Origin of the sequence: Streptomyces sp. NPDC058525 (assembly GCF_042719495.1) — a bacterium.
In the GTDB taxonomy this organism is placed as follows: domain Bacteria; phylum Actinomycetota; class Actinomycetes; order Streptomycetales; family Streptomycetaceae; genus Streptomyces.
The window spans coordinates 27505-49102 of the sequence record NZ_JBHXNP010000071.1 but is presented as its reverse complement, the minus strand read 5'-3'; the positions used below and the strand labels follow the sequence as shown (position 1 = coordinate 49102).

19 protein-coding genes, 2 tRNA genes and 1 riboswitch are annotated in these 21598 nt (G+C 74.2%); of the genes, 15 read left to right on the top strand and 6 right to left on the bottom strand.

Annotation, left to right across the window (positions count from 1 at the left end; translation table 11 throughout):
• Positions 1-129: 129 nt before the first annotated feature.
• From shc to ACFWP3_RS28335, 4 genes are read left to right on the top strand one after another with little or no spacing between them, the layout of a single operon-like run.
• On the top strand, positions 130-2463 hold the full coding sequence (shc, locus tag ACFWP3_RS28350; RefSeq protein WP_384226456.1) for a squalene--hopene cyclase: 2334 nt from the start codon (positions 130-132) through the stop codon (positions 2461-2463).
• A complete protein-coding gene (locus tag ACFWP3_RS28345) occupies positions 2463-3125 on the top strand; it encodes a 1-hydroxy-2-methyl-2-butenyl 4-diphosphate reductase (RefSeq protein ID WP_384226454.1) in 663 nt (220 codons plus the stop codon). Before shc ends, ACFWP3_RS28345 begins: the two co-directional genes overlap by 1 nt.
• 5 nt (positions 3126-3130) lie before the next feature.
• Positions 3131-4162 carry an adenosyl-hopene transferase HpnH gene (hpnH, locus tag ACFWP3_RS28340; protein WP_384226452.1) on the top strand — a complete coding sequence of 344 codons (1032 nt, stop codon included), beginning with the start codon at positions 3131-3133 and terminating at the stop codon, positions 4160-4162.
• Complete coding sequence (locus tag ACFWP3_RS28335) at positions 4159-5580, top strand: aspartate aminotransferase family protein (RefSeq protein ID WP_384226450.1); 1422 nt, start codon at positions 4159-4161, stop codon at positions 5578-5580. Before hpnH ends, ACFWP3_RS28335 begins: the two co-directional genes overlap by 4 nt.
• A 36-nt stretch (positions 5581-5616) precedes the next feature.
• Here the strand turns inward: ACFWP3_RS28335 and ACFWP3_RS28330 are convergent, their stop codons facing one another.
• Entirely contained in the window at positions 5617-6408 is a 792-nt protein-coding gene (locus ACFWP3_RS28330) for a tyrosine-protein phosphatase (protein ID WP_384226447.1), read from the bottom strand.
• A 293-nt stretch (positions 6409-6701) separates the two neighbouring features.
• Positions 6702-6904, top strand: a riboswitch (cyclic di-AMP (ydaO/yuaA leader).
• 4 nt (positions 6905-6908) lie between these two features.
• Here ACFWP3_RS28330 and ACFWP3_RS28325 point away from each other — a divergent pair.
• From ACFWP3_RS28325 to ACFWP3_RS28285, 9 genes are all read left to right on the top strand, one after another.
• Positions 6909-7889, top strand: coding sequence for a peptidoglycan DD-metalloendopeptidase family protein (locus ACFWP3_RS28325; protein ID WP_384226445.1), 981 nt, complete (start codon positions 6909-6911; stop codon positions 7887-7889).
• Between the two features lie 163 nt (positions 7890-8052).
• Positions 8053-8838, top strand: a complete 786-nt coding sequence (locus tag ACFWP3_RS28320) for an SGNH/GDSL hydrolase family protein (protein WP_384226443.1) — start codon at positions 8053-8055, stop codon at positions 8836-8838.
• Positions 8839-8952: 114 nt separating this feature from the next.
• Positions 8953-10161 (top strand): MBL fold metallo-hydrolase, encoded by a 1209-nt coding sequence (locus ACFWP3_RS28315; RefSeq protein WP_384226441.1) that lies wholly within the window; start codon positions 8953-8955, stop codon positions 10159-10161.
• A 491-nt stretch (positions 10162-10652) separates the two neighbouring features.
• Positions 10653-12386: an ATP-binding protein gene (locus tag ACFWP3_RS28310; protein WP_384226438.1), complete on the top strand. Its 1734-nt coding sequence runs from the start codon at positions 10653-10655 to the stop codon at positions 12384-12386.
• Positions 12387-12421: 35 nt separating this feature from the next.
• Positions 12422-12856, top strand: a complete 435-nt coding sequence (locus tag ACFWP3_RS28305) for a roadblock/LC7 domain-containing protein (protein WP_384226463.1) — start codon at positions 12422-12424, stop codon at positions 12854-12856.
• The gene (locus tag ACFWP3_RS28300; RefSeq protein ID WP_384226436.1) at positions 12853-13266 is read left to right on the top strand and encodes a DUF742 domain-containing protein; all 414 of its coding nucleotides are present in this window, start codon (positions 12853-12855) and stop codon (positions 13264-13266) included. The genes ACFWP3_RS28305 and ACFWP3_RS28300 overlap by 4 nt, the downstream gene beginning before the upstream one ends.
• Complete coding sequence (locus ACFWP3_RS28295; RefSeq protein ID WP_384226434.1) at positions 13244-13873, top strand: ATP/GTP-binding protein; 630 nt, start codon at positions 13244-13246, stop codon at positions 13871-13873. The genes ACFWP3_RS28300 and ACFWP3_RS28295 overlap by 23 nt, the downstream gene beginning before the upstream one ends.
• A complete protein-coding gene (locus ACFWP3_RS28290) occupies positions 13870-14421 on the top strand; it encodes a GAF domain-containing protein (protein WP_384226431.1) in 552 nt (183 codons plus the stop codon). The genes ACFWP3_RS28295 and ACFWP3_RS28290 overlap by 4 nt, the downstream gene beginning before the upstream one ends.
• A 37-nt stretch (positions 14422-14458) precedes the next feature.
• Positions 14459-14842 carry an MmcQ/YjbR family DNA-binding protein gene (locus ACFWP3_RS28285; RefSeq protein WP_384226429.1) on the top strand — a complete coding sequence of 128 codons (384 nt, stop codon included), beginning with the start codon at positions 14459-14461 and terminating at the stop codon, positions 14840-14842.
• Between the two features lie 36 nt (positions 14843-14878).
• On the opposite strand, the gene ACFWP3_RS28280 is transcribed toward ACFWP3_RS28285, so the two are convergent.
• The 4 genes from ACFWP3_RS28280 to ACFWP3_RS28265 all read right to left on the bottom strand — a co-directional run bounded on the left by ACFWP3_RS28280 (position 14879) and on the right by ACFWP3_RS28265 (position 18157).
• Positions 14879-14952: transfer RNA gene (locus ACFWP3_RS28280), tRNA-Ser, on the bottom strand.
• A 32-nt stretch (positions 14953-14984) separates the two neighbouring features.
• A complete protein-coding gene (locus ACFWP3_RS28275) occupies positions 14985-16367 on the bottom strand; it encodes a hypothetical protein (protein ID WP_384226426.1) in 1383 nt (460 codons plus the stop codon).
• A 148-nt stretch (positions 16368-16515) separates the two neighbouring features.
• Positions 16516-17430: a transketolase family protein gene (locus ACFWP3_RS28270; protein ID WP_384226424.1), complete on the bottom strand. Its 915-nt coding sequence runs from the start codon at positions 17428-17430 to the stop codon at positions 16516-16518.
• Positions 17431-17455: 25 nt separating this feature from the next.
• Positions 17456-18157 (bottom strand): transketolase, encoded by a 702-nt coding sequence (locus ACFWP3_RS28265; RefSeq protein WP_384226423.1) that lies wholly within the window; start codon positions 18155-18157, stop codon positions 17456-17458.
• A 147-nt stretch (positions 18158-18304) separates the two neighbouring features.
• On the opposite strand from ACFWP3_RS28265, the gene ACFWP3_RS28260 reads away from it, so the two are divergent.
• Positions 18305-18378, top strand: a tRNA-Pro gene (locus tag ACFWP3_RS28260).
• Positions 18379-18447: 69 nt separating this feature from the next.
• On the opposite strand, the gene ACFWP3_RS28255 is transcribed toward ACFWP3_RS28260, so the two are convergent.
• The gene (locus tag ACFWP3_RS28255) at positions 18448-19992 is read right to left on the bottom strand and encodes a fused MFS/spermidine synthase (RefSeq protein ID WP_384226421.1); all 1545 of its coding nucleotides are present in this window, start codon (positions 19990-19992) and stop codon (positions 18448-18450) included.
• 323 nt (positions 19993-20315) lie between these two features.
• Here ACFWP3_RS28255 and ACFWP3_RS28250 point away from each other — a divergent pair, with 323 nt between their 5' ends.
• Positions 20316-21572: a helix-turn-helix domain-containing protein gene (locus ACFWP3_RS28250; RefSeq protein WP_384226419.1), complete on the top strand. Its 1257-nt coding sequence runs from the start codon at positions 20316-20318 to the stop codon at positions 21570-21572.
• The last annotated feature ends 26 nt before the right edge of the window (positions 21573-21598 follow it).

Genomic DNA, 21598 nt, shown 5'->3' with positions numbered 1-21598 from the left:
CCGCCCGCGTTACGGTTATTGCCGCGGCTTGGCGCGGGCGGGCCCCCCCCCCCCCGCGTGGGGGGGGGGGCGCGCCGGCCGACGGCAGACCCCAGCACAGCAGAGGACAGACTGCACGAAGGGGAAGCCATGACAGCGACGACCGACGGCAGCGCCGAGGGCGCTGGCGCTGGCAGCGAAACCGCCCCCGGGGCCGCGCCCGGCCCGCGCGCGGGCGCCGCCGCCGGCCCGGGCACCGACCCGGGCCCCCCGGACGGCCCCGGACCGGACGGCCCGGCGGGCGGGTACGGACTGGCCGCCGCCCCCGGTGCGGCGGGCGCCGGGCCGGCCGCCCGCCCGGCAGCCGGCCCACGGGCCGAGTACGGCCCGCCGGGCCGCACCCCCGGCGCCGGCGGGGCCCGTCCGGCCCGCCCGGCGGCCGAGCCGGGGCCGACCGTCGGGGCGGGATCCGCGGACCGCACGGGCCCGGCCGGATCCGCTGCCGGGTCCGGGGCGGCCGCGGCGGGCACAGGTCGGGGCGGGGGCGGTCCCACCACGGCGGACCTGCCGGCACCGCCCGACGGCACACGGCGGCAGGAGGCGTACGAGGCCGCCGCGCGGGCGACCCGGCACCTGCTGGCGCGGCAGGACGCCGCGGGATGGTGGAAGGGCGACCTCGAGACCAACGTGACCATGGACGCCGAGGACCTGCTGCTGAGGCAGTTCCTCGGGATCCGCGACGAGGCCACCACCCGGGCCGCCGCCCTGTTCATCCGCGGCGAGCAGCGGGACGACGGAACCTGGGCCACCTTCCACGGCGGACCGCCCGAACTCTCCGCCACCATCGAGGCCTACGTGGCCCTGCGCCTGGCCGGCGACGCCCCGGACGCCCCGCACATGGCCCGCGCGTCGGCCTGGATCCGGGCCCACGGCGGGATCGCCTCGGCCCGCGTCTTCACCCGCATCTGGCTGGCCCTGTTCGGCTGGTGGAGCTGGGACCACCTGCCCGAACTCCCGCCCGAGCTGGTGTTCCTGCCGCCCTGGGTGCCGCTGAACATCTACGACTTCGGCTGCTGGGCCCGCCAGACCATCGTCCCGCTCACGATCGTCTCCGCGCTGCGCCCCGTCCGCCCGGCCCCCTTCGCCCTCGACGAGCTGCACACCGACGCCCGGGTGCCGAACCCCGCCAGGCGGCTCGCCCCGCTGGCCAGCTGGGACGGCGCCTTCCAGCGGATGGACCGGGCCCTGCACGTCTACCGGCGGTTCGCCCCGCGCCGGCTGCGCAAGGCGGCCATGTCCGCCGCCGCCCGCTGGATCGTCGAACGCCAGGAGAACGACGGCTGCTGGGGCGGCATCCAGCCGCCCGCCGTGTACTCGGTCATCGCCCTGCACCTGCTCGGCTACGACCTCGGCCACCCGGTCATGCGCGCCGGACTGGAATCCCTCGACCGGTTCGCGGTGTGGCGCGAGGACGGGGCCCGGATGATCGAGGCCTGCCAGTCCCCGGTCTGGGACACCTGCCTCGCCGCGATCGCGCTGGCCGACGCCGGTCTGCGCCCCGACCACCCGGCCCTGGTCAAGGCCGCCGACTGGATGCTCGGCGAGGAGATCGCGCGCACCGGGGACTGGGCGGTGCGACGGCCCGGGCTCGCCCCCGGCGGCTGGGCCTTCGAGTTCCACAACGACACCTACCCCGACATCGACGACACCGCCGAGGTCGTCCTCGCGCTGCGCCGCGTCAAGCACCCCGACCCGGCCCGGGTCGAGGCGGCCATCGCCCGCGGGGTGTCCTGGAACCTGGGCATGCAGTCGAAGAACGGCGCGTGGGGCGCCTTCGACGCCGACAACACCAGCCCCTTCCCGAACCGGCTGCCCTTCTGCGACTTCGGCGAGGTCATCGACCCGCCCTCGGCCGACGTCACCGCCCACGTGGTGGAGATGCTCGCCTTCGAGGGCAAGGCCGGGGACGCGCGGACCCGGCGCGGCGTCGCCTGGCTGCTCGCCGAACAGGAGCCGGACGGGGGCTGGTTCGGCCGCTGGGGCACCAACTACGTCTACGGCACCGGGTCGGTGGTCCCGGCCCTCACCGCGGCCGGCATCGCCCCGGGGCATCCTGCGATCCGGCGGGCCGTGCGCTGGCTGGAGTCCGTACAGAACGAGGACGGCGGGTGGGGCGAGGACCAGCGGTCCTACAAGGACCGGTCGTGGGCCGGCAAGGGTGCCTCCACCCCCTCGCAGACGGCGTGGGCGCTGATGGCGCTGCTGTCGGCGGGCGAACGGGACGGCAAGGCGGTCGAGCGGGGCGTCGCCCACCTGGTGGCGGCCCAGCGGGAGGACGGCTCCTGGGACGAGCCGCACTTCACGGGCACCGGCTTCCCCTGGGACTTCTCCATCAACTACCACCTGTACCGGCAGGTGTTCCCGCTCACCGCGCTCGGCCGCTACCTGCACGGGGAACCGTTCGCGGCCGCCGGGGGATCCTGATGTCCGCGGCCCGGGGAGACGGAGCCGCGGACCCCGGCCCGCTGCTGGTGGCCTGCGCCCTGCGCATCGAGCAGGCGGCGCTGCGCAGCGCGGGCCGCGGCGACCACACCCTGCTGCGCACCGGCATGGGCCCGCGCGCGGCCGGGCGGTCCGTCGGCCGGGCGCTGGAGCGGCCCGGGCTGGAGCGGGCCGCCGTCCTCGCGACCGGGTTCTGCGCCGGGCTGGTGCCCGGCATGCACCCCGGCGACCTGGTCGTCGCCGACGAGACCCGGGACCCGCAGGGGGCGGTCGCCTGTACCGGGACCACCCTGCTCGCCGAGGCACTGGCCCGGGCCGCCCCCGGCCGGACCGTGCACACCGGCGCACTGACCGGATCCGACCACGTCGTCCGCGGCCAGGAGCGCGCGCAGCTGCGCGCCACCGGCGCCATCGCGGTCGACATGGAGTCCGCGGCCACCCTGTGGGCTGCCACCCGGGGCGGCCGCCCCCCGTCGGAGGGAGGACGCCCGGTTGCGGCCGTCCGGGTGATCGTGGACGCTCCGGAGCATGAGCTCGTCCGCATCGGCACGGTCCGCGGTGGAATATCGGCCTTCCGCGTACTGCGTGCCGTACTGCCCGCGTTTTATGACTGGCACCGTTCTTTGCTGCTCCCCAGGAGGTGAGCCAGATGGCCATGCCGCTGCGCCAGACCATCAGGGTCGGGACGTATCTGCTCGAACAGAAGCTCCGCAAGCGTGAGAAGTTCCCGCTGATCGTCGAGCTGGAACCGCTCTACGCGTGCAACCTGGCCTGTGAGGGGTGCGGGAAGATCCAGCACCCGGCCGGGGTGCTGAAGCAGCGCATGCCGGTCGCCCAGGCGGTCGGCGCCGTGCTGGAGTCGGGTGCGCCCATGGTGTCCATCGCGGGCGGCGAGCCCTTGATGCACCCGCAGATCCACGAGATCGTCCGCCAGTTGGTAGCGAAGCGGAAGTACGTATTCCTCTGCACCAACGCGATGCTCCTGCGCAAGAAGATCGAGAAGTTCACCCCGTCCCCGTATTTCGCCTTCGCCGTGCACATCGACGGGCTGCGCGAACGGCACGACGAGTCGGTGGCCAAGGAAGGCGTCTTCGACGAGGCGGTCGCGGCCATCAAGGAGGCGAAGAGGCGCGGTTTCCGGGTCACCACCAACTCCACCTTCTTCAACACGGACACCCCGCAGACGATCATCGAGGTGCTCAACTACCTCAATGACGACCTCCAGGTCGACGAGATGATGATCTCGCCCGCCTACGCCTACGAAAAGGCTCCCGACCAGGAGCACTTCCTGGGCGTCGAACAGACCCGCGAACTCTTCAGGAAGGCCTTCGCGGGCGGCAACCGCAGGCGGTGGCGGCTCAACCACTCGCCGCTCTTCCTGGACTTCCTGGAAGGAAAGGCCGATTTCCCCTGCACGGCCTGGGCCATTCCGAATTACTCCCTCTTCGGCTGGCAGCGCCCCTGCTACCTGATGAGCGACGGATACGTGCCGACGTACCGGGAGCTGATCAACGACACCGACTGGAGCAAGTACGGCCGCGGAAAGGACCCGCGCTGCGCGAACTGCATGGCGCACTGCGGGTACGAGCCCACCGCCGTCCTCGCCACCATGGGCTCCCTCAAGGAGTCCCTGCGCGCGGCGCGGGAGACGATCGGCGGAAACCGGGACGCGTCGGCATGACGCCGCCACCGGGAGGGGAGGCGGCGGGCGGCCGGGCCAAGGGCTTCGACCTCGGCGCCCTGCTGGCCGAGCGCGGCGGCGAGCGGTACGAGCTGCACGCCCGGCACCTCAACCACCAACTGCCGCGGATGCTGCACACCATCGGTTTCGACAAGGTCTACGAGCGGGCCGAGGGCGCCCACTTCTGGGACGCCGAGGGCAACGACTACCTCGACATGCTGGCCGGGTTCGGGGTGATGGGCCTGGGCCGGCACCACCCGGTGGTCCGCCGGGCCCTGCACGACGTCCTGGACGCCGGGCTCGCCGACCTCACCCGCTTCGACTGCCAGCCGCTGCCCGGGCTGCTGGCCGAGAAGCTGCTCTCGTACAGCCCCCACCTGGACCGGGTCTTCTTCGGCAACAGCGGCACCGAGGCGGTGGAGACGGCCCTGAAGTTCGCCCGGTACGCCACCGGCCGGCCCAGGGTCCTCTACTGCGACCACGCCTTCCACGGGCTCACCACGGGCTCGCTCTCGGTGAACGGCGAGGGCGGCTTCCGGGACGGCTTCGCACCCCTGCTGCCCGATACGAAGATCGCCCTCGGGGATCTGGGCGCCCTGGAGCGGGAACTGCGCAAGGGCGACGTGGCGGCCCTCGTCGTCGAGCCGATCCAGGGCAAGGGCGTTCTCGCCGCCCCGCCCGGGTTCCTGCCCGCCGCGCAGGAACTGCTGCACCGCCACAAGGCGCTGCTGATCGCGGACGAGGTGCAGACCGGCCTCGGACGGACCGGTGACTTCTACGCGTACCAGCACGAGCCGGGCGTGGAGCCCGACCTGGTGTGCGTGGCCAAGGCACTCTCGGGCGGCTACGTGCCGGTCGGCGCGACCCTGGGGAAGGACTGGATCTTCAAGAAGGTCTACTCGTCCATGGACCGGGTGCTCGTGCACTCCGCCAGCTTCGGCTCCAACGCCCAGGCGATGGCGGCCGGACTGGCGGTGCTGTCGGTCATGGAGGACGAGGAGATCGTCGCGCACGCCCGGGCCACGGGCGACCTGCTGCGCGGCCGGCTCGCGGCCCTGGTGGACGAGTACGAGCTGCTGCACGAGGTGCGGGGGCGCGGGCTGATGATCGGCATCGAGTTCGGCCGGCCGTCCTCGCTGGGGCTGCGCAGCCGGTGGGCCATGCTCCAGGCCGCCCGCAAGGGCCTCTTCGCGCAGATGGTCGTGGTGCCGCTGCTGCAGAAGCACCGGATCCTCACCCAGGTGTCCGGGGACCACCTGGAGGTGATCAAGCTGATCCCGCCGCTGATCGTGGACGAGCGGGACGTCGACCGGTTCGTCGGCGCCTTCCGCGAGGTCATGGACGAGGCGCACGGCGGGTCGGGGCTGATGTGGGAATTCGGCAGGACCCTGGTGAAGCAGGCCGTCGGCAACCGGTGACGGCCTGCTCCGGCAGGCGGTGGGGCGGGCGGGGCGTCAGACCAGCAGCCGGTCCCGGAGCCGGGCGAGGGTCTCGGGCGTGAGCCCGAGACCCTCCGCGAGGTAGCCCTCGCGTCCGCCCCACTGCTCGTCGATGGTGTCGAAGGCCGCCGTCAGGTACTCGGCCCGGGCGTCGAAGAGCGGGGCGAGGAGCTCCATCACCTCGGGGGAGCGGGCCTCCTGCGATTCGCTGCTGCGGCGCACCCGGTAGCGGCGGTGCGGGGCGTTCGACTCCAGGTAGTCCGCGACGATCGCCTCCCGCTCGACGCCGAGCGCGAGCAGGACGACGGCGACCGACAGGCCCGCCCGGTCCTTGCCGGCCGCGCAGTGCAGCAGGGCGGGGACGCTGTCCTCGGCGAGGGCGCGCACCACCCGGCTGTGCTCGGCCGTGCGGTGCCGGATGATCGTGCGGTACGACTGCGCCATCCGGGCCGCGGCCTTGCCGTCGCCCAGGACCGAGCGGAGCTGGTCGAGCGCGCCCTCGCGGACCATGGCCCAGAACTCGCGTCCGTCGGCCGGGTCCGAGAGCGGGATGTTGACGTTCCGCACCCCGGGGAGGACGACGTCCGGCCCCTCCAGGGCGTGGTCGGCGTCGTTGCGGAAGTCGAAGATGGTGTGGAGCCCGAGCGAGGCGAGGAACTCCGCATCGGTTTCGGTGGCATGTGCGAGATGTCCGCTTCGGAACAGTCGTCCCGGCCCGACCCGTCGTCCGTCAGAAGTTGACAATCCACCCACATCGCGGAAATTGCGCACTCCGGACAGTTCCGGCTCCTGTATCTGCTGGGTCAAAGGAACTCCTCCGCTTCGTCATGGGACATCTTGTCCGTATTGAGCTGGTTGGCTCCAACTTGCCATACCCGGCGGCGAGATCGGGCACGGCCCCGTGAGCCAGATCATACGGTGACCGTGAGTGCCTGATCGCTAAAGCCGAATGGCCCGGCCGGGACGGTTGTTGACGGTGCGGAATAGACGGAGGGTGACCGGAATTCCGTCGATCCCTCACCCCGGTGATTCCTTCGGGGAATTCATGGCTTGTTCCGCGCGGCCGGACTCGATTACCTTCGCGATCGATCCGGGTGGACCGCCTAATCCTGCCGCCTCCCGGAAACCGCACCCGACTATTCACGCGCGCGGCAGGAGCGGGGGAACCAGGTAAGCCGCCGTCCCGGATCTTTCTCCGGAACGGCTTGGGGTGAAGTCGTACATGTTCCGTTCACGTTCATGTACGTCCGGACATCTCCAGTCCGAACCCGACAGCTCACCTCGCAGGCGACGGAGAGGAATTCGCCATGCCTGCAAAGGGTAAGCACCGCCGTCCCAAGTCCCGTTCCCTTTCCCGCGGTCTCGCCGTCGCCGGCACGGGTGGTGCCGCTCTCGCGCTGCCCCTCATGGGTGCCGCCGGCGCCAACGCGGCCACGGTTCCGGCCGCCGCTCCGGCCACGGCCCCGGCCACGGCCCCCGCCGTCGCCCCGCAGCTCCCGGTCGCACTCCAGGCCGCGCCCGCCGCCGCCGAGGCCGCACCGACCGTCTACACGGTCGTGCCCGGCGACTACCTCTCCAAGATCGCCGCGGAGCGCCACCTCTCCGGCGGCTGGGAGAAGCTGTACGCCGACAACCGCGAGGCCGTCGGCTCCGACCCGTCCCTGATCCACCCGGGCCTGAAGCTGACCCTCGGCGCGAAGTCGGCGGCCCCGGCCGAAACGGCTCCGGCTCCGGCTCCCGCTCCCGCCGAGCGGTCCTCGACCGGCGCCCCGTCCGCCGACGAGGGCTCCTCCGACGGGCAGGCCGCCCCCGCCCCCGCCCCGCAGCCCAAGCAGAAGCCCCAGGGCGGCGGCTCCTCCACCGATGCGAAGACCCCCGGCGCCGCCGGATTCGTGGCCCCGGTCGGCGGTGGGATATCCACCCAGTACCGGGCCTCGGGTGCCATGTGGTCCTCCGGCTACCACACGGGCGTCGACTTCATCGCGAGCTCGGGCACCGACGTCAAGGCCGTCGGCGCGGGCACCGTGGTCTCGGCCGGCTGGGCCGGATCGTACGGCAACGAGGTCGTCATCAGGCACGCGGACGGCAAGTACTCCCAGTACGCCCACCTCTCCTCGCTCTCCGTCTCGGCCGGCCAGAGCGTCACGGCCGGGCAGCGCATCGGCCTCTCCGGCTCCACCGGCAACTCGACCGGCCCGCACCTCCACTTCGAGATCCGCACCGGCCCGTCCTACGGCTCGGACGTCAACCCGGTGAGCTACCTCCGCTCGAAGGGCGTCACCCTCTGACGGCAGCAGCCGCCGGAGCACGGACACGCGTCAGGCCGGGACCCGAGGGGGGTCCCGGCCTGATGTGTACTTATTCCTTATCCCACGCGTGGTATAGATCACGGTCCGTCAACCCCTGCTTACGTTGGCGTAGGTCGTGTGCGCGGGTGAAGGATGTCGTCCCGTGGCAGCGACGACGACGACACTCAAGACCATCGGCTCGTACGCGGCGATCGGGGACAGCTTCACCGAGGGCGTGGGGGACCCGGGACCCGGGGATTCTCATCTCGGCTGGGCGGACCGGCTCGCCGTGCTCCTGGCCGACCAGCGCGACGAACACGACTTCCGGTACGCGAACCTGGCCGTGCGCGGCCGGCTCCTCGACCAGATCGTGGCCGAGCAGGTACCGCGGGCCAAGGAGCTCGCGCCGGACCTCGTGACCTTCTGCGCGGGCGGCAACGACATCATCCGGCCCGGCACCGACCCCGACGACGTGGCGGAGCGGTTCGAGGCCGCCGTCGCCGACCTCACCGGGGCCGTCGGCCTGGTCATGATCACCACCGGCTTCGACACCCGGGGCGTGCCGGTCCTCAAGCACCTCCGGGGCAAGGTGGCGACGTACAGCGCGCACGTGCGCGCCATCGCCGACCGCTACGACTGCCCGGTGCTCGACCTCTGGTCGCTGAAGTCCGTACAGGACCGGCGCGCCTGGGACGCCGACCGGCTGCACCTGTCGCCCGAGGGGCACACGCGGGTGGCGCTGCGCGCCGCACAGGTGCTCGGGCTCGAGGTGCCCGCCGACCCGGACCAGCCCTGGCCGCCGCAGCGGCCGCGCGGCTCGGTGGACGTGACCCGGGACAACATCCAGTGGGCGCGCGAGCACCTCGTGCCCTGGATCGGGCGGCGGCTGCGCGGCGAGTCCTCCGGGGACCACGTCGAGGCGAAGCGCCCGGACCTGCTGCCCCTGTAGGGGAGGGGCAGCAGACGGGGGACGAGCGCCGTAAGCGGAATCCTTCGGTGTATGTGTGCGTTGGGATGGTCGTAGACCGACGACCGTCCCGACCCCATCCCCCCAGGAGGCGCCTTGACCGGCTCCCGTCCCCCGCGTCCCCTGCGTCCGCGGTTGCGTGCCCTGCGGCCCGAGGCCTTCGGCGCCGACCCGTCCGGCGCACGGCTTGAGCGGATCCACCGTTCGCCGAACTTCGCCGACGGCGTCTTCCAGAACCCGCTCGGTGCCCGGACCAGGCCCTCGGGGTCGATGGCGGAGTTCGCCAAGATCTACTTCCACCGGGAACAGCGGATCCGGCGCACCCCCGGCGCGCCCATCCCCGTGTACCCGACGACCCTCGCGGAGCTGGCCAAGCCGCCCGCGAGCGGACTGCGGATCACCTGGATGGGACACTCCAGCGTGCTCGCGGAGATCGACGGGCGACGCGTGCTGTTCGACCCGGTGTGGGGAGAGCGGTGCTCTCCCTTTCCCTTCGCCGGGCCCAAGCGGCTGCACCCCGTCCCCGTACCGCTGGCCTCGCTGGGCCCGGTCGACGTCGTGGTGATCTCGCACGACCACTACGACCACCTCGACCTGCCGACGATCAAGGAGCTGGCCGGCACGGACACGGTCTTCGCCGTGCCGCTCGGCGTCGGCGCGCACCTCGAGCGCTGGGGCGTGCCCGCCGACCGGCTGCGCGAGCTGGACTGGAACGAGAGCACCAAGGTCGCCGGGCTGTCGCTCACCGCGACCCCGGCCCGGCACTTCTGCGGACGCGGACTGCGCAACCAGCAGCACACCCTGTGGGCCTCCTGGGTGGTCGCGGGGGACGAGCACCGGATCTACCACAGCGGGGACACCGGCTACTTCCCCGGCTTCAAGGAGATCGGCGCCGAGCACGGGCCCTTCGACGCGACGATGATCCAGATCGGCGCCTACTCCGAGTACTGGCCCGACATCCACATGACGCCGGAGGAGGGCATGCGCGCCCACCTCGACCTCCAGGGCGGCGCCCCCCACGGCACGATGCTGCCGATCCACTGGGGCACCTTCAACCTGGCCCCCCACCCGTGGGACGAGCCCGGCGAGGGGACCCTCGCCGCGGCGGAGGGGGCCGGAGCCGCGATCGCCCTGCCGATCCCGGGGCAGCCCTTCGAGCCGGGCGCGGCGGACGCCCCCGCGAAGCCGTGGTGGCGGCCCTTCGTGGCCGGCGGCCACGCCGCACCCGAGGTCGCCGTCGCCGCGGTCACGGCGGGCCGGGTGACGGGCGTGATCCGCGAGGAGCCCGAGGCCGTCGGGTCCTGACGGGCGGCCGAGCTCGCGCCGCAGGCGGGGTCGGGGTCGGGGTCGGGCGGCTGCCGGCCGGGCAGCCGCGGGCCGGGCCGGGCGGCGCCGGAGCCCGCGCGGGATGCGGCACGGCCGGGCCGCTCTGTCGGCGCTGCCGCGGGTTGGGCCAGGCGGGCCGGAGCGGGCAGTGCGGCCGGCCGCTCTCTCTGCGCGGCCGCATGTCGGGCCCGGTCGGCCGGAGTGCGGCCGGAGCGCGGGCGGTCGTACGGCAGCGGCAGGGGCGGCGCCCCGGGACGGCGGGGGCGCGCGGCCGCCGCCGGTGCCCGCCGGAAGGCGACCCGGGGGATTCGGGCGGCTGTACGAGCGCTCCACCGGGAGCGGGAAGCACCCCGGCGAACTTCCCCAACTGGCCGTCCGGGGCGGGACGGTGCGGTCTAGCGTGGGTATCCGGTGATCAACACCGGGCCCCGGGAACGCTGGGGGCCGGGCCCCACGTACCGAGGACGCCGATGTCCGGACTCCGCGCCGCCCGCCACGCCCCGTCGAGACACGCCGTCACCGGTCCGGGCCGGCAGATACGCCCCCAGCTGGTCCGCGCCGCCGTCCTGCCCACGCTCGCCGCCGGGCTCAGCGGCGCCGCCGCGGTCATCTTCACCCTCCAGCTCGGCGGCGGAGCCGGAGACCGGGACGCCCGGCTCTGGCCGGTGCTCACCGGCTGCGCCCTGCTCGTGGCCGGAGCCCTCGCCGCGGCCCTGCTCGGCGCGCAGCGCGCCGCCAAGGCCGTACGGGACCGGTGCGAGTCGCTGCGCCGCTCCAGCGTGCGCGGCCGCCAGGAGCTGCGCGGCGCCGCCGACCGGCTGGAGCGCGGCGAGGCCCCCGGACGGCCGGTGCGCGGCGGCCCGACCGGGACCCCGGCCGGCGGCGATCCGGCGGGCGTGGACGAGTTCTGGCTGCTCGCCCAGGAGCTGCGCGGCGCCCGCGAACAGGCCCACGCGACCCTCGTACGGCTCGCCGGGCCGGCCACCCCGTCCGACAGCGAGCGGAAGGTCGAGGTCTTCGTCAACCTCGCCCGCCGCCTGCAGTCCCTCGTCCACCGCGAGATCTCGCTGCTGGACGAGCTGGAGGACACGGTCGAGGACCCGGACCTGCTCAAGGAGCTCTTCCACGTCGACCACCTCGCGACCCGGATCCGCCGCCACGCCGAGAACCTCGCCGTGCTGGGCGGGGCCGCCTCGCGGCGCCAGTGGACCCGGCCCATCGACCTCAGCGAGGTGCTGCGCTCCTCGGTCGCGGAGGTCGAGCAGTACACCCGGGTCAAGGTCGTGCCCCCGGCGGGCGGCAGCGTACGCGGGCACGCCGTCGCCGACGTGGTGCACCTGCTGGCCGAACTCGTCGAGAACGCCACCGTGTTCTCCGCCCCCGACACCGACGTCGTGCTGCGCGCCGAGCGGGTCACCGCCGGGATCGCGGTCGAGGTGGAGGACCGCGGGCTGGGCATGCCGGCGGAGGAACAGCACCGGATGAACGCGCTGCTCGGCGACCCCGACCAGATCAGCGTCCGGCACCTGCTCGCGGACGGGCGGATCGGGCTGTTCGTCGTCTCGGCGCTGGCCCGCCGGCACGGGATCGCCGTCGAGCTCAAGTCCAACATCTACGGCGGGGTGCTCGCCGTACTGGTACTGCCGCAGGAGCTGCTGGGCGCGGAGGCGCCGGGCGCCGCCGACGCGGGGGGCTCCCGCGCGACCTCCTGGGGGACGGGCCAGGCCGCGCCGCTCCCGCCCCCGCTGGAACCCGTACGAGTGGCCCGCCCGCGCACCGAACCGGCCGGGGCCGTGCCGGCGCCCCGGGCGGGGGCGGCCGAGGCTCCGGCGCCCGCCGGCGCCCGGTCCGGGGACCGGGACCTGCCCGTGCCCGCCCCGCCCGAGACGTGGGCCGGGCCCGCGCACCCCGGCGCACCGGGCACGGACCCGGCCGGGGCACCGGCCGACCCGGCCCTGCCCGAGACGTGGACCGAGCCCGTCCCCGTGACCGCGCCCCCGGCGGGAGCGCAGGCGGCCGGGACCGCGGCGGCGGACCGGCCGGCCCTGCCCCGGCGGCGGGCGCAGTCGCACCTCGCACCGCAGCTGCGGGAGGCGCCCGCTCCGCGGCGGGCCCCGGATCCCGAGCCGCCCGTGCACGACCCCGGCCTGATGGCCGCCTTCCAACGGGGCTTCGGCCTCGCGCAGTCGGACAACCAGGCATGACCCCGACCCCTCACCTCAGCAAGGAGCGCACCCCCATGGGCGGCGAAGTGGCGACGAAGACCGGCAGCCGGCTCTCGGATCTCGACTGGCTGCTCAGCGGCCTGGTGCAGCGCGTTCCGTACACGCGCAGCGCCGTGCTGCTCACCGCCGACGGCCTCGTGACCTGCGTGCACGGCCTGGACGCGGACAGCGCCGACCACATGGCGGCCCTCGCGTCCGGGCTGTACTCGCTGGGGCGCAGCGCCGGATCCCGCTTCGCGGACGGCGCGGAGGTCCGCCAGGTCGTCGTCGAACTCGACACCGCGCTCGTCTTCGTGTCGGCCGCCGGCTCCGGTACCTGTCTGGCCGTCCTCGCCGACCGCGAGGCCGACGCCGGGGTGCTCGGCTACGAGATGGCCATGCTGGTCAAGAGCGTACGGCCGTACCTGGCGGCCCCGCCGCGGCGGCCCGTCGCCGACGCGGAGCGATGAGGGGCCGCGCGGCGGGCGCGTACCCGAAGGGACGGGACACCCCCTGGCTCGACGACTCGGCGGGCCGGGTGATGCGCCCGTACACCGCCAGCGGCGGGCGGACCCGGCCGGGCGTCGCGCTCGACCTGCTCTCGCTGGTGACCGCGACCGGAGTGCGGCCGCGCGTACCGCTGGGGGCGGAGCACACGCTCGCCCTCCGGCTGTGCGCGGGCGCCGCGGCGGTCACGGTCGCCGAGGTCGCCGGGCAACTGCGGCTGCCCGCGGTGGTGGTGAAGGTGCTGCTGGCCGATCTGATGGACTACGGGGCCGTCATGGCGCAGGCGCCGCGGTTCCCGGGCGGCGGTTCCTTCGCCGCCGATGACCAGTCCCTGCTCCGGGCGGTGCTCGATGGCCTCCACAAACGCTTGTGACGTGCCCGCCCCCGGGACCGCGCCCGCGACGCTGAAGATCCTGGTCGCGGGCGGTTTCGGGGCGGGCAAGACCACCTTCGTGAGCGCCGTGAGCGAGATCGAGCCGCTGAGCACGGAGGAGCTGCTCAGCGGCATCGGCGAGACCGCGGACCCGCTGGACGGGGTCGAGGCCAAGACCACGACGACCGTCGCGCTGGACTTCGGCCGGATCACGCTCGACCAGCGGCACGTGCTCTACCTCTTCGGCACGCCCGGCCAGCACCGCTTCTGGTTCCTGTGGGAGGAGCTGTGCGCCGGAGCGCTCGGGGCGGTGGTGCTCGCCGACACCCGCCGCCTCGCCGACTGCTTCCCCGCCGTGGACTTCTTCGAGCGGCGCGGCATCGGCTTCATCGTCGCCGTCAACGAGTTCGACGGCGGTCACCGCTACCGGCCCGAGGAGGTCCGCGAAGCGGTGGGGCTGGGGCCCGAGGTGCCCGTCGTACGGTGCGACGCGCGCCTGACCAGCTCCGGGACGGGGGCGCTCGCCGCCCTCGTCCGCCATCTCCTGTGCACGGCCACGGGGGCCACAGCCAGCTCTTCGTCTTCGGAGTCGGGGGAACCGTCATGACGTACTACGAATCGACCGGACACCTGCTGCTCACACCCGTGGACCGCGAGGCGCCGGCGCGCGTCCTCCGGCTGCGGGAACTGGGCCTGGGGGAACGGGTGGACGCCGAACTGGACGCCTTCGCCCGGCGGGTCGCGGACGTGCTCGCGGCGCCGTACGCGGGGGTCAACTTCATCGGCGAGGAACGGCAGTTCTTCGCCGGACTGCACCACGCGGCCGGGGCGCCGGCGAGCGAGTACCCGGCGCGGGTGCTGGCCCGCGACCACGGCTACTGCCCGCACGTGGTGGTGCGGCGCCGGGCGCTGGTGCTGGAGGACGTACGGGACTTCGCGCGCTTCGCGGGCAACGCGGTGGTGGACGAGAGCGGGGTGCGCTCGTACGCGGGCGCGCCGCTGACGGACCGGCGCGGGTTCGTCCTGGGCACGGTGTGCGCGGTGGACGTGGTGCCGCGCCGGTGGGGCACGGAGGGCCTCGCCACGGTGAAGTCGCTGGCGGCGGAGCTGGTGGAGCTCCTGCACGCCCGGGAGGACCGGCGGTGGACGGCGTAGCCCGGCGGATGGCGGTGGCTGGGTCTACGGTCGTTGCATGGCCACCACCGCGCAGGACGTCCGCACGATCGCGCTGTCGCTCCCGGACAGCAGCGAGAAACAGGCCTGGGGCATGCCCACCTTCCGGGTGGGCGGGAAGATCTTCGCCGCGCTGGCCGATGACGACACCTCGATCGGGGTCAAGTGCCCCAAGGAGGAGCGGGCCGGGCTGATCGCGGCGGAGCCGGAGAAGTTCTTCGTACGCGAGGGCCACGACGACAACTACGCCTGGCTCCGGGTCCGGCTGGAGGCGGTGGAGGACGCGGCGGAACTGCGCGCGATCCTGACCGACTCCTGGCTCCAGGCGGCCCCGAAGCGGCTGGCCGCGGCCCATCCGGAGCTGGCGGCCGGATTGGGCGGCGGCACGGGCGGCGAGGACTGAGCGCGCGGCGGCACGGAGACCGTGCCGCCGCGGCGACGACGAGGACAGGATTCGAACCTGCGTCCACCCGGAATGTCGAGCCGGGCGCTCCTCCGCAGAGCTTCCTCGCCGGTCCGATCCTCGGGGGAGCGGGTCGGGCCGGTCAACTCCATTCTTCGGCGGCGGCCCGCTTGCCACGGCCCGAGAAGACCCCGGCCGAGCGCAGGGCGCTCGCCATGAGCGGGTCCCGCACGGCCACTCCGTGCACCAGCTCCGGCGTGGCCCCGAAGGCGACGGCCTGCGCGGCCGGGCGCGCCGCCGTCCAGCCGGTGGCCACCGGGTCCACCCGGTGCCGCGCGCACACCGCCTCCACCAGCGACCGCGGGCACTCCGCCTCGCCGCGCAGCACCTCCCAGGGCAGCGGCAGCTCGGACCACACGAAGGTGTCCGGGTGCAGCCCGCGGCCCCGGCGCAGGTGCCCGTAGGCGACGTCCGCCGCCATCAGCCGCGGCACCTTGCCGGGGCAGTACCGGTCGAGGATGCCGTCCTCGCCCAGCTCGGTGAGCAGGGCGAACCAGTGGTTGCGGGCGGTGGTCCAGGCCTGCGCGGCCTGGTTCCAGGTCGAGGAGTCGTTCCCGCGCCGCACGATCATCGTGCCGCGCTCCAGCGGGCAGCGGTTCCAGGCCTCCTCCAGCACCCCCGCCACCTCGCGCAGCACCCCGTTCCAGTGCACCAGCAGCCGGCCGAGGCTCCGGTCGTCGAGGTGGCCGAGCACCTCCGCGACCGGATGGACGTGCGCGATCGCGTACCAGCCGGTGGACCCGGGAGCCGCGCGCAACCGCTCGAACAGGGCCGCCGCCACCTCGTCGTACGGCCTGCGCTGCACGTCGAAGGTGAACCGGCTGCGCATCCGCGCCCGGGCGGTCATGTAGGCGACGAAGGCGGCCGTGCCGGGGTCGGCCGCGAACAGTTCGTACGGCATCCGGTGCGCCAGGGCGCCCTTTCCGGTGAGCACGACCTCGCGCCGGCGCTGCTCCGCCAGCAGCCGGGCCAGCTTGGCCTCCATCCGCACCAGCAGCCGGAACCGCTTGTTGTACCGGCGCTTGGACACCCCGCCCAGCCCCGCCTCGGCGCGCTCGGCCCGGTCCAGGCGGTCCATCCCGAAGTCGTTCTGCCCGTAGGCGCGGTGGATCTCTTCGCCTGCGAGCCGGATCACCGCCTCGATCCGGTCCGGATCGTCGCCCGCCTCGGCCGGCAGGTCGGGTACGGCGGGGAACAGCTCGGCGGCGCGGGCCAGTTGGCGCTGGGCTCCGCACGGCGCGGCGAACTCCTCGCGCATCGAGGTGTATCCGTGCCACAAGGTGCGCAGGGAGGTCTCGGTCGCCTTGGCGAGGGCGGTACGGGTGGCGGCGTCGAGATCGGCGCCCTGGGCTGCGAAGAGGTCCTGGACCAGGTGCGCGACGTCCTCGGGGCGTTTGCGCCAGCCGAGCGTGGCGTGCAGCTCGCGCAGGAGCTGTTCGACCCGGGGGTCTTGGGCGTGCGGCATGCGGGCGAGCCTGCCACCGGCGCGGCCCGCGTTCCACCGGATATCGCGCGGGCCCCGCCGCCCGGGCCCGCGCGTCCGGGCCCGCGCGTCCGGCCCGCGCGCCCGGGCCCGCGCGTCCGGTCCGGGCGTCCGGCCCGGGTGTGGCGGCCTAGCGCCGGGCGGCCGGGTGCAGGAAGGCGGTGACGCGTTCGCGCAGGGACCGCGGGTCCAGGCCGTGGGCGGCGGTGTGCTCGTCGATCGTGCCGTAGCGGCGCAGCTCCGCGCGGCCCACGCCCAGGCCCAGCACCCGGTGGGGCGTATCGGCCAGGGCGTCGTTCGCGGCGGCCGTGGAGGTGCCGGCGAGGTAGGGCTCGACGAGGACCACGTCGCCGGTACCGGCGCTCCGGGCGGCCTCGCGCAGCGCCTCGTCGTCGAAGGGGCGCACGGTGGAGGCGTACAGCACGGTCAGGCCGAGGCCCTCGGTCGCGGCGAGCACGTTGTCGAGCAGCGGCCCGACGGCGAGCACCACGCCGCCGGCGCCCTCCCGTACGGTCCGGAAGCGCAGGCCCTCCACCGGTCGCGGCGCCGCGTTCGACTGCTGCGAGAGCCGGACGTAGACCTTGTCGTCCCCGGCGGCATAGGCGTGCCGCAGCAGCGCCTCCGCCTCGTCGGGATGCCCGGGCACGTGGACGGTCCAGCCCTCCAGGGTGTCCATCAGCGCCACGTCGCCCGGCGCCATGTGCGTGAACCCGCCGGACGGCCAGTCGTAGCTGGCGCTCGCGCTGACCAGCACACCGCCCGTGCCCTGGTGTCCGAAGTCCAGCTTGACCTGCTCGAAGGGCCGCTCCACGAGGAAGCTGGCGAAGGTGTGCACGACCGGCCGCAGGCCGGTGAGGGCCAGGCCCCCGCCCACGCCGACCAGCAGCTGCTCCCGGATCCCGACGTTGATCACCCGGTCCGGGTGGCGCCGCTGGGCGGGGAGGAACCCGTCCATGGTGATCTCGGCGAGTACGAGGGCCAGCCGCGGATCCTCGTCGAGCAGTCGTGAGGTGACGGAGATGAATCGTTCCCGCATGGTGTCCATGTAAGTCTCGGCTCCCCTGCTTCTTCTACTGCTTCTTCTCGACCCGGGCGACCACGACGTGCGGCCGTCCGGGGTGCGGCGCGGTGAAGGCGGCGTGCAGCGCGGCGTGGTCCCGCCCGTCGACGGTGGCCGCGGACCAGCCGGCGGCCTCGAAACGGGCCGCGATCCCCCCGGGCCAGCCGTGCGTGGCGGAGTCGTTGTCGATCACCACCGTGTGCAGCCTCTCCAGCCCGGCGGAGCCCGCGTACGCGAGCGCCTCGTGGTTGCTGCCCTCGTCCAGCTCGGCGTCCCCGATCAGCACCCACACCGCCGGGTCGGCCAGCCCCTGGGCGCGCAGCCCGAGCGCGCTGCCGACGGCCAGCGGCAGCCCGTGCCCGAGCGACCCGCTGCCGATCTCCACGCCGGGTATCAGGGTGCGGTCCGGGTGGTGCCCGAGGGGCGAGTCGTACGACCCGAAGCCGGGCAGCCAGTCGACGGGGAAGAACCCCTTCGCGGCGAGTACGGCGTAGTACGCCATCGGCCCGTGCCCCTTGGACAGCAGGAACCGGTCCCGCCCGGCATCCCGGGCGGTTTCGGGCGTCACCCGCAGCACCCGGTCGTAGAGCACCCACAGCACGTCGAGCGTGGAGGTGGCGGCGGGCCCGTGCTTCTCGGCCCCGGTCATGAGGCCGATCAGCCGGCCCAGATCCTCGTAGCGGAAGTCCATGTCCGCGGTTGCCTGCGTCATGAGTGGATCATGCAACCTCAAGCCTGGTTGAGGTCAAGAAGGTCCCGGCCCGGATCGCTGACGGAAAAGGTGCGCGCGACCACCCCGCGAAGTGCGGTATTGTTCTCCTGCGCGTTCATTCAGGGGAAACCCCAGGTCAACGGGCATCGGGACGTGGCGCAGCTTGGTAGCGCACTTGACTGGGGGTCAAGGGGTCGCAGGTTCAAATCCTGTCGTCCCGACGGTGCTTTACGCACGTCGGAGGCCGTTCTCTCATGAGTGGGAGGACGGCCTTTTCGTGTGTCCGGCTGCTACCGGCCGCTCGGCGGGCTGTACGGCTGGAGGAGCTGGTCGACCGGTGCGTGGTCGTCGGTGAGCGGTCGGGCGGCGCCGATCCACGAGGTGAGGTCGCCGCCGGTGGCGATCTTCCAGCCGGTCTCCCGGGCGTCCAGGGCCGCCTGGGTCGCGCGCAGGTCCACGGGCCGGTCGGAGGCGAGGACCACCAGATTGCCGCCCGCGGGGGCGGAGGCCGGGTCCAGGCCGAGGTCGGCGGGTTTGCCGAGGACGGCGACGTGCTCGAACGCCTTGCCGATGGTGGCCACTTCGGCCCGTGCGAAGGCCATGGCGCCGTGGTCGATGAGGTTGGCGACGTACAGGCCGTCCTCGTCGAGCACCCGCCGTACTTCGGTCATCGCCTCCACCGTGGTGAGGTGCCACGGCACGCTGACGCCCCCGAAGGCGTCGCCGACGACGAGGTCGCGGCTGCCGGCGTCCAGCCGCCGCAGGCCGAGCCTGCCGTCCTCCACGCGTACGTCGATACCGCCGTCGGGGCTCAGGCCGAGGCGCTCGCGGTCGATGCGTACGACTCCGCCGTCGATCTCGGACACCAGGCTGCGCGTCCCGGGCCGCGTGGCCGCGAGGTAGCGGGGGAAGGTGAGCCCGCCGCCGCCCAGGTGGTGGGCGGCGAGCGGCTCGCCCTGGGGGAAGGCGGCGTCGACCGCCGACGCGATGGCGCGCACGTACTCGAACTTGAGCAGGGTCGGATCGTCGATGTCGACGTAGGAGTGCCGCACCCCGTCCAGGACGAGCGTGCGGCCGCTGCCCCGGTCGGGGTCCGCGACGACCCGCGCGCAGTGGTACCGGGTCTCCGCGTCGCAGCCGCCGGGCGCGACCGTGGTGGCCAGGCCGCCGGCCACGACCACGAGGATCAGGGCAGGGGTGCCCCGCCACCCGCGCGTGCGCCACTCGACCAGCGCGGAGCCGACCACCAGCAGCGTTCCGAGGCCGATCAGGATGCCGCTGACCGGCAACCGCGCGATGAGGACGAAGCCGGTGAGGACCGTGCCGACGATGGCGCCGACGGTGCCGACCCCCGACAGCCGGCCGACGACCGTTCCGGTCTCGGCGAGGCTGGTGAGACGCAGCTTCGTCACGATCGGCGTCACCGCGGAGAGCAGCGCGCCCGGCACGAGGACCGTCAGCGCCGCGGTCAGCAGGAGGACGGCCGGTGCCCACTCCGCCGTGGTGCGCAGCATGGCGGGGGTGAGCGCCACGGCCGCCCCCGACACCCCGAGCGCGGGCCCGATGAGCCGGCGCGGATCGACCTGGTCGGCGATGCGCCCGCCCAGCCAGGAGCCGAAGGCGATCGCGGTGAGGGCGATGCCGATCACCATGGTGCTGGTCTCGAGGGTGAGGCCGAGGTAGGGAGCGAGCAGCCGCAGGGCGACGATCTCCACCACCAGGACCGCGGCCGACGATCCGAATACGAGCACGGCGGCGGTACGGGGGCCCAGGCCCTGGTCCTGAGGCGTGCCCTCGGCGACGGGCGAGGAGGACGATCCGGTCACGGGCGACATCCTCGCACGCGTCGCACCGCCCGCAGCGCGAAAGCCCCCGTTCCGGTCCGAAGGGGCCAAGGCGCCGGCCCGGGGCCGGGGTTCCGGCCCCGGCGGGTGCTGTCGGACGCGGCGCCGGCCGCTTTCGGCGGGGTGTGTGGAGAGGGCGTGAACGTGTGGTGATCGGGTGTTGATCGGCCGTAGAGCCGCGCCGTGGACCATCGGCGCCAAGGGGAACACGGCTCGGCGGTCACCACCGGTCGCAGCCGCCCTCGGCGTCCCGTACGGCCGCCCGGGCCCCCCGGTCCCCGGTACTTGGCCAACCCACGGAAGGTGGACGAGGCATGCACGGTGTTCAGTTGCTGCGGTCGACGGCGGGCTTCGGAGAGCTGCTCAGGATCCGGCGCGAGCGGGTGGGGCTGACCCAGCAGGTGCTCGCCGATCACGCGACCCTCAGCGTCCGGGCGATCCGTGACATGGAGAGCGGACGGGTGCAGCGGCCTCGGCAGGAGACGGTCCGGCTGCTGGCCGACGCGCTGCGGCTGGAGGGCCGCAGCCGTGCGGACTTCGAGGCGGCCGCGCGCAGACAGGCCCTCGTCGAGGAGCCGGGCGACGAGCCGACGGCGCCGCCGGTCGCCCGGGGCGCCATCATCGGCCGGGAGCTGGAGGCCGAGGTGCTGACTGACGCCCTCGCCGTGCACGGGGACCGGCTGGTCACGGTGGCCGGGCTGGGCGGGGCCGGCAAGACCCGGCTGGTCCTGGAGGTCGCGCGCCGGCTCTACCTCGCGTCCGGATGGTCCGTGCGCTGGATCGACTGCGGCCGGCTGCCGGGCGCCCGGCTCGAACGCCGGGCGGACCTCGCCCGGACGATCGGGGAACGGCCCACGCTGCTGGTCCTGGACGGCGCCGACGCCGGCGTGGACACGGCCCTGCTGGACGAGCTGTTCCAGCGCTGCCCCGGCCTGCGCGTACTGATCACCGCCCGGGTCCCGCAGCCGCTGTCCGGCGGGCAGGTGATCCCGCTGGCCCCGCTGCCCACCCCGGGGCCGGAGCTCGACCACGACCCGGTGGCGCTCGCCGAGGTGGGAGCCGTACGGCTGCTGCTCTCGCACCTGCGCCGGCTGCGCCCCGGCTACCGCCTGGAGCCCGAGGAGGCGCCCTCCGTCGCCGCGCTCTGCCGCCAACTGGACGGCCTGCCCGGGGCGCTGGAGCTCGTGGCCGGCTGGTCCACGGTGCTGTCCCCGCGCCAGCTGGTGGCGCGGCTGGCCGACGGGCCGTTCCATCTGGCCCCGCCGCCGGCCGGGTTCGGCGGCCGGGCGGACGTGGGCGCGGCCCTGGGGGCCGCCCTGGACCGGCTGACGCTCGGTCAGCGGGACCTGCTGGAGCGGCTCGCGGCCAGGCCGGGGGACTGGTCGGGCGAGGACGCCGTCGAACTGAGCGGCAGACCGCCGCAGGAGTGCCTGGCGGCGGTGCACGAGCTGCTGGCCAGCGGGCTGATCCGCAGCGTCCCGGCCCGCGACGGGGTCCGGTTCACCGTGCTGAACCTGTGCCGGCGCCTGTGCGGGGCCGGGGCGTACCCGGAGCTGGCGGCCGTCGGCTGACTCCCGTACGAAGGCCCCGGCTTGGC

Excerpts from the sequence above, each read along its gene's own strand:
- ACFWP3_RS28300 (WP_384226436.1), top strand. The coding sequence starts at position 12,853 with ATGAGGGGCCGCGCGGCGGGCGCGTACCCGAAGGGACGGGACACCCCC.
- ACFWP3_RS28305 (WP_384226463.1), top strand. The coding sequence starts at position 12,422 with ATGGGCGGCGAAGTGGCGACGAAGACCGGCAGCCGGCTCTCGGATCTC.
- ACFWP3_RS28275 (WP_384226426.1), bottom strand. The coding sequence starts at position 16,367 with ATGCCGCACGCCCAAGACCCCCGGGTCGAACAGCTCCTGCGCGAGCTG.
- shc (WP_384226456.1), top strand. The coding sequence starts at position 130 with ATGACAGCGACGACCGACGGCAGCGCCGAGGGCGCTGGCGCTGGCAGC.
- ACFWP3_RS28255 (WP_384226421.1), bottom strand. The coding sequence starts at position 19,992 with ATGTCGCCCGTGACCGGATCGTCCTCCTCGCCCGTCGCCGAGGGCACG.
- ACFWP3_RS28250 (WP_384226419.1), top strand. The coding sequence starts at position 20,316 with ATGCACGGTGTTCAGTTGCTGCGGTCGACGGCGGGCTTCGGAGAGCTG.
- ACFWP3_RS28285 (WP_384226429.1), top strand. The coding sequence starts at position 14,459 with ATGGCCACCACCGCGCAGGACGTCCGCACGATCGCGCTGTCGCTCCCG.
- ACFWP3_RS28325 (WP_384226445.1), top strand. The coding sequence starts at position 6,909 with ATGCCTGCAAAGGGTAAGCACCGCCGTCCCAAGTCCCGTTCCCTTTCC.
- ACFWP3_RS28290 (WP_384226431.1), top strand. The coding sequence starts at position 13,870 with ATGACGTACTACGAATCGACCGGACACCTGCTGCTCACACCCGTGGAC.
- hpnH (WP_384226452.1), top strand. The coding sequence starts at position 3,131 with ATGGCCATGCCGCTGCGCCAGACCATCAGGGTCGGGACGTATCTGCTC.
- ACFWP3_RS28345 (WP_384226454.1), top strand. The coding sequence starts at position 2,463 with ATGTCCGCGGCCCGGGGAGACGGAGCCGCGGACCCCGGCCCGCTGCTG.
- ACFWP3_RS28295 (WP_384226434.1), top strand. The coding sequence starts at position 13,244 with ATGGCCTCCACAAACGCTTGTGACGTGCCCGCCCCCGGGACCGCGCCC.
- ACFWP3_RS28310 (WP_384226438.1), top strand. The coding sequence starts at position 10,653 with ATGTCCGGACTCCGCGCCGCCCGCCACGCCCCGTCGAGACACGCCGTC.
- ACFWP3_RS28335 (WP_384226450.1), top strand. The coding sequence starts at position 4,159 with ATGACGCCGCCACCGGGAGGGGAGGCGGCGGGCGGCCGGGCCAAGGGC.
- ACFWP3_RS28265 (WP_384226423.1), bottom strand. The coding sequence starts at position 18,157 with ATGACGCAGGCAACCGCGGACATGGACTTCCGCTACGAGGATCTGGGC.
- ACFWP3_RS28270 (WP_384226424.1), bottom strand. The coding sequence starts at position 17,430 with ATGGACACCATGCGGGAACGATTCATCTCCGTCACCTCACGACTGCTC.